Below are 5,724 nucleotides of genomic sequence, written 5' to 3' on the forward strand. Positions count from 1 at the left end.
GACGCTATTGCTAATAATAATCTACCCTTATAAATCGTTGCTATCTGCTATGACCGCGAGTGTACATATTAGGCGGTAATGAACCTGAACCATCATTTGAAGAGAACCCAGCTTTAGCGGCAGAATGTCCCGTTTGTTGCATGGCAGCACTGGGCGCAGCATAAGACGGCTTTCTAGTATTTTCTTCCCGTGGTTTATTACCATGATGCTTGTTGTAAGCATGAGCTACCACTGTATTAGCATAATTCCGCCTTTCTGCTGTAGTAGAACGTTTGGCGGCTTCTGGAGAACTATTTTTAATAGCATTTGATAATTTTCTAGTGTCGTGGGCATTATTTTTTGACATGATTTGATGCGCCACATCCTTATATAATTGTTGTCCATTATTTTTGTATTTTGGCTTATTTAAATGTTCTCCAGCATAAGCTTTATACATATTGTTGTAATCTTTTTGACTTAGGGGAACTTTGTTGTTTCCCTTAGCATCCGAAAGATGCTCTCGTTTTACAGAGTTTAAAGCCTGATTTTTCTTATCGTTATAGCGTTGTGTCCTTTCAGCATGATTTTGTTGTTGCCGCTGCTTTAAGGCATCTCGTTTTTGATTAGCTTCTTGAGCAGTGCGGCTTCCTGTTTCTGCAACTGTTTTAGCAGTGCGTTGATATTGTTGTTGCGGTGAAGGGCGCATGGAAGCAACGGCTTCCCTAGTCGTTTGCTGTTGTCGCTGTTGGGGTGTTGGTTGCCCTGCCAAGGCTGCCGCTCGTCCTGTAGCTGCATAAGTAGGATTAACCTTATTAGATGCAGACGAAGGGGACGCTGAAGGAGTGGGACTAGAAGGAGCAGGAGAAGAACCACCAGAGGAGGCACCAGAAGAACCAGAAGATTCAGCCATCATCGTACAGAATAACCGGATACCTTTATGGTACAGGCTAAACCGTGCAACTACGCCCTTGTAACGATAGGTAAAGTCAGCCACACCACAGACAGGACCGACGCGCCCTTAGAATCTAAGGCTGATATCTACGGCAGAAATGGTAATAAGCGGCAGATACCGCTAGAGAATCAAGGTAAAAGGGGTAGCGTTCATGTCTGGAACTCTCGTACCTGGATAAACTCTAGGGTATCTGCATTACTTTCTAAGAATCCTGTAGAGGTTCAACCTGCTCTTTAACTATGTAATCGTAAAGGCAGACGTGAAAGCCTGTACCTCTGCTATCAAGGAACAAACGATAACCAGAGACATAAGGGGATTCATGAGAATAGGTTAAAACTTCCGGTTCTCGTTTCTGTTCGAGGGAACAGAAATATTTTCCCGGTACAACAGGAGAATAAAGATACTTTTCTCATGAAATTAAATTGCTTGGGTTCATTATAAGCCTCAAATCAACTCCTCAAAAAGAGACAACTGTTTGCTTGAAATCTCCTGCTCATGCTCTCTAAAAAGGGAATCATGAGCAAGAATTAAACTAATCAACATCTCATCCCACCATCGCGGAACAGGGGGGACAGGTTGATACGTTTGGACTTCTTCAACGTAAGAATTAAGGTAATCGGTAGCCTTCAAAAACTCGGTGTAAGTATCGAAAGCTAAAACTCTTAATTCCTGTTTAAGAACTTTCTTTGTTGAGGATTTCGCTGTCTTCCAATAGATACTCCATTGCCTTTCGTGGTATCGCTTGGCGTATGCAACGGCTAATCCTAAATGCTGTTTTGCAGAGATAATAAAAGGATGGTTGCCCTCAATCTTTTCTAAAGCAACCTTCATTGAACAATAGGCACAATACATAATCATTCATGCTATTGTTCTACCTAAAACTTGGGTTAGAGTAGAGGCTATGGTTTCTCGATACTCAAAAACCTTGCCCTTTATCAACGCAATTAAAAAATCTTTCCCGATGCCTTTACCGCTTAGTTTTATATCGGGACTGATAACCTTTAAATCTTTAAGTTTTGAAGCAACTTTTCTGGCTTCATTCAAACTCAAATTTTCGATAATTTCATCAACCGACCCCAGGTAACGTTTACCAAAATCCGCTAGAGATTTCGTAGGACTGAATAAATCAGCGGAATTTAAAATGCTTTCCTGAATTTTTTTATCAGTTGCAGCTTCTTCTAAAACTTTTCTCTTGCTGAGAGTTGATGATTCAGGAGTGACTAGCCAGCATAATAGAGAAAAGAAAATGATAAACAATTCCACAGCAAAGCCGGAACCAATTTCGATATTTAACATGGCTCTAAACCTTTGTACTTCAAATGGTATGCAGTGCCGAACTCTGGATAATTCACAGAGAGTTTTCTTGTAGGTAACGGCACAATATTTGATGTAACTTTGCGCTAATTAATAAATAAAAGACAGAAAATAATAATAGGCTGTTTTTGGGACAGTTGGTAACAGCAACCAGGATTGAAATTTACCTTTTCTTGAACTATAAAAAGCTATACTATCGAGGAAAGGGGACAGCAGATGTCTCACCATCTACCGCCCCCAGGCTTCTTAACGCTTAATCCGCTTGCGGCGGTATTCCCACCGGATACGGATTACAAACGGAAGAAGTGCGATGAATATATCAATCATATTCACTTCCTCATACGGGGCGGGGGATGCTCATCATCCCCCTACCAACCCCGCAAGCAAGGCATATCAAAAATCATTCATCTTTCAAAGAATTGCTATCAAGGGCTGACGGTAATAATGCGCCTAATTCTGATAGCAACTTAAGGGCTTTATCATACGTCCGGGGATAGTGCCCTGTCTTACTCTCCCGTGCTGCCGCTGCTGCCTGTTGTTGCCAACTCTCTACCAACACTGTAAGCTGATTGACAATTTCCCTTCCCCTGACCGCCGCCGCTACATCATCGGGCGACCAGCTGGCAGGAACCCGTTCTAACTTTGTGGCTTCTCCATACTTTTTCTTCCGACCTGCCCCAGGTCTAGCCCCCCCGCGGCCCATAAGCACCACCTAGATTGAATTTCTGAAAAAGTTAACGAATTCAATTGTAGCGTAGGGGCGATCGCCAGCATGAAGCCTTAGAAAATGTTAACAAAATCAAAAAGTAAGACACCAGCTTGCTTTTCAGCACTTTTTGCGTAATCCCTTTGGCAGGAATGATTACTCGTTGTTGACCGAGTGCCGAAGGGCGTTTGACCCCGGTAACTATTACGATTTGTAAAAAAGAGAGCCATAAAAAAAACTAATCATTGAGGCTTAGGGACGGTCACTTTAAAAACCGTTTTGCGCCTGTCTATTCTGCGTTTCCATTGTGTTAAGCAAAATTGCCGCATTAACAGAATCGCCGCAGAAACGCCAAAACCCTCCCCGCATCCGGTCAGGCTTTCAGCCGCCTTTTAGCCGTAGCCCGATGTCTGAAATAAGGTTGTCACGTTGGTAACAGCTGGGTAATAACAGCAAATATAGTGAGATATCAGGTATAAAAGATATCCCTATAACGATAAGGGATAGACAGGGTATAGATAGTGTTTCTGTACCGTCACAGGACGTAACCCTTACGCCACCTCTACACCCCTTAACAGGGTTACTCTTCTTTTTTCTCCCGCTGCTTCAATTGTTCTATCAGCAATTTGACGACCATTTGTGAAAAGGGCCTGTTATCTTCCTTTGCCAATTCGCTAATCTTGTCAAATATTTCCGGTGGAAACGTGATTGTTCTCCGTACCCCTTTGTATTCCCCGCTTGGCATACACTCCCTTTTCCGCTGATAGTCTATTGCATTCTATCCTGTACCTATCAGCTTTCCGAATGTTCTCAAGGATTCTGGGATAACAGTCTTTCATCTATTGTGTTCTACTATAGTCTATTGAGTTATAATAAGTTCGCACCACAGGCGTTAGCCTTTTGTCACCCTGAACCCGATGAAAACTAAATCGCAATTAGCCCGTGATTTAGGCATTTCTAGGAAAACCTTGTACGAATATCACCATTTAGCGTGTACGTATATTCAAGATTACCTAGATGCTTTCCCCAAAATCCCCAGAACCAATGCCCTGCCGGAAACCATCAAGGATTTTCCGCTTACAGCCTATCAATGCTGGGTTATCAACCAGCTTCTAGCCACTATCCGCGCCAAAGTCACCCGTAAACACCTAGAGAAGCTTTTTGACGCGAATCAATATTTAGACCGCTTCTCCCAGGCTGCCTATCAAGAATTTCAACAGGAGAGTGCAACCGATGATGACCTTGAAGGACTTCGCCAAGTCGCGTGATTTAACCTTGCCGAAATTAAAGAATCTGTGCCAGGAGTTGCTAGGCACTGTCCCGGAAGAATTGACCGAACTAGACATAGAAAAACTGGATACGGGATTGGCTACTGCTTCGCAATCCCTCCTGCCGGCCGGCGAACAAGACACCAGTTTAACCAAGCATTCACCGTTAACGGAAACACCGGACACCGTAGAGCGGGTGACAGAAATTGTCGGGGTTAAGACCCTGCAAAAGAATCTGTTGCTGTATTTGCAATTGGTTAAAACTGCCTTGCAGGGGAAGAAATTTGAGCAGGACAGTTTAGCCTTTCAAATGGAACAGGCATTTTACGGCGACTTAGCCAGCTATCAGAAACTAACCTTTCAAGATTCTCTAGGACGTATGAATAAAGCGTCTAGCATGACCCATTGGGACGCTATCAGGAGCCTTACGCCTAACCCCGATGATGCAGAAGATTGCAGCTTGCAGGCAGAGATTATTGCATTGATGGACACGCTAGGGCTGTAGCTGGCTACTGGTGAGGGGTTCAATTCCCCTCGGCTCTATGGGGATGGCCCCCGTACTACCACACAACCATAAAAACCTATGGATATTCGGAAATCTAACCCATCAAAGGACAAAACCCAGGCCGACAAGCAGGCCACCAAGGCTAAATTCAAAGGCAGCACCGTGCAACAAGCCTCGGCCGCCGTCATGCTACCACCCACGGTAGCCGCTAAACTATCCCATCTTTCAACGGCTTACGGGTTGCCCCTTGACCTGGGAAAGGTAGCCCTCAACGATGTTACCCCTGAAACCATCAACGCTACCCGTAAGATTGTCGAAATGCTGGATCAAAACAGCAAACTTTTACCGGAGTTAATGAAACTCGCCGCTAAACTGTTCAAAGCCGAAATCAAACTAGCGGAGTTTCATAAAAACCTGACCAAAGCCGCTTTGAAGCATCAGGAAAAGATTGACAAGGAAACCGCTGAAATTTTTCTGGCAATGGCTGGCTATAAGGCGAAAGCATCAAAGTTAGAACACCGCACCAACACTAGAAACCAGTTAATAGACAAGCGATCGCAAGCTTACGAGCAGTATTATCAAACCTCGGTGTTTGGCAATGAAGCGCGGGTTATTGATGCAGAATTTCAGGTTTTGGCTTCCAACAATAAAATTCTGAGCGAATCAAAAACCAAGCGGGTTGCTTTCAATAAGGAGCGTCGCCAGCAGCTACAATCTTACGTCGATAAGGCTTTTGCTCACTAATTATCCATCGCTGAATCCAGGCTTCTTAGCTTGGATTCCTTTCCTCTTGAACAGTTTACGCCATCCGAAACACCGTGTTGAGACATCTTAAGAACGCGACCGAATTAATGTTGTATGCAGGGCTTTCGTGCAGTGCTGCTTTTCTCCGCGGCTCTTCGTGATCCTGGCACACGGCATATCCGCAGGCCCTTTGAGATCTTTGAGCCCTTTGAGTTCGTTTTGAATCTTCTCCGCTCTTCTCCGCCTCTCTGCGATC

The 5,724-nt window shown here is 44.2% G+C and carries 9 protein-coding genes; 4 read left to right on the forward strand and 5 right to left on the reverse strand.

Features of this window, described 5'->3' with window-relative positions:
* Positions 1–40: 40 nt before the first annotated feature.
* A complete protein-coding gene (locus tag LC574_RS23240) occupies positions 41–892 on the reverse strand; it encodes a hypothetical protein (RefSeq protein WP_229455940.1) in 852 nt (283 codons plus the stop codon).
* Between the two features lie 24 nt (positions 893–916).
* Between LC574_RS23240 and LC574_RS23245 the strand changes: the two genes are divergently transcribed.
* Positions 917–1,168, forward strand: coding sequence for a hypothetical protein (locus LC574_RS23245; RefSeq protein WP_229455941.1), 252 nt, complete (start codon positions 917–919; stop codon positions 1,166–1,168).
* Between the two features lie 207 nt (positions 1,169–1,375).
* Here the strand turns inward: LC574_RS23245 and LC574_RS23250 are convergent, their stop codons facing one another.
* From LC574_RS23250 to LC574_RS23265, 4 genes are all read right to left on the reverse strand, one after another.
* The gene (locus LC574_RS23250) at positions 1,376–1,762 is read right to left on the reverse strand and encodes a hypothetical protein (protein WP_229455942.1); all 387 of its coding nucleotides are present in this window, start codon (positions 1,760–1,762) and stop codon (positions 1,376–1,378) included.
* A 27-nt stretch (positions 1,763–1,789) separates the two neighbouring features.
* Complete coding sequence (locus LC574_RS23255; RefSeq protein ID WP_229455943.1) at positions 1,790–2,227, reverse strand: hypothetical protein; 438 nt, start codon at positions 2,225–2,227, stop codon at positions 1,790–1,792.
* Between the two features lie 418 nt (positions 2,228–2,645).
* Positions 2,646–2,948, reverse strand: coding sequence for a hypothetical protein (locus tag LC574_RS23260; protein WP_229455944.1), 303 nt, complete (start codon positions 2,946–2,948; stop codon positions 2,646–2,648).
* A 583-nt stretch (positions 2,949–3,531) separates the two neighbouring features.
* Positions 3,532–3,696 carry a hypothetical protein gene (locus LC574_RS23265; RefSeq protein ID WP_229455945.1) on the reverse strand — a complete coding sequence of 55 codons (165 nt, stop codon included), beginning with the start codon at positions 3,694–3,696 and terminating at the stop codon, positions 3,532–3,534.
* A 172-nt stretch (positions 3,697–3,868) separates the two neighbouring features.
* On the opposite strand from LC574_RS23265, the gene LC574_RS23270 reads away from it, so the two are divergent.
* The 3 genes from LC574_RS23270 to LC574_RS23280 all read left to right on the forward strand — a co-directional run bounded on the left by LC574_RS23270 (position 3,869) and on the right by LC574_RS23280 (position 5,468).
* Positions 3,869–4,219: a hypothetical protein gene (locus tag LC574_RS23270; RefSeq protein ID WP_229455946.1), complete on the forward strand. Its 351-nt coding sequence runs from the start codon at positions 3,869–3,871 to the stop codon at positions 4,217–4,219.
* The gene (locus LC574_RS23275; protein WP_229455947.1) at positions 4,185–4,724 is read left to right on the forward strand and encodes a hypothetical protein; all 540 of its coding nucleotides are present in this window, start codon (positions 4,185–4,187) and stop codon (positions 4,722–4,724) included. Before LC574_RS23270 ends, LC574_RS23275 begins: the two co-directional genes overlap by 35 nt.
* A 78-nt stretch (positions 4,725–4,802) precedes the next feature.
* A complete protein-coding gene (locus LC574_RS23280; protein ID WP_229455948.1) occupies positions 4,803–5,468 on the forward strand; it encodes a hypothetical protein in 666 nt (221 codons plus the stop codon).
* Positions 5,469–5,724 lie beyond the last annotated feature (256 nt).

The organism is Nostoc sp. CHAB 5715 (genome assembly GCF_020829685.1).
Lineage (GTDB): Bacteria > Cyanobacteriota > Cyanobacteriia > Cyanobacteriales > Nostocaceae > Nostoc.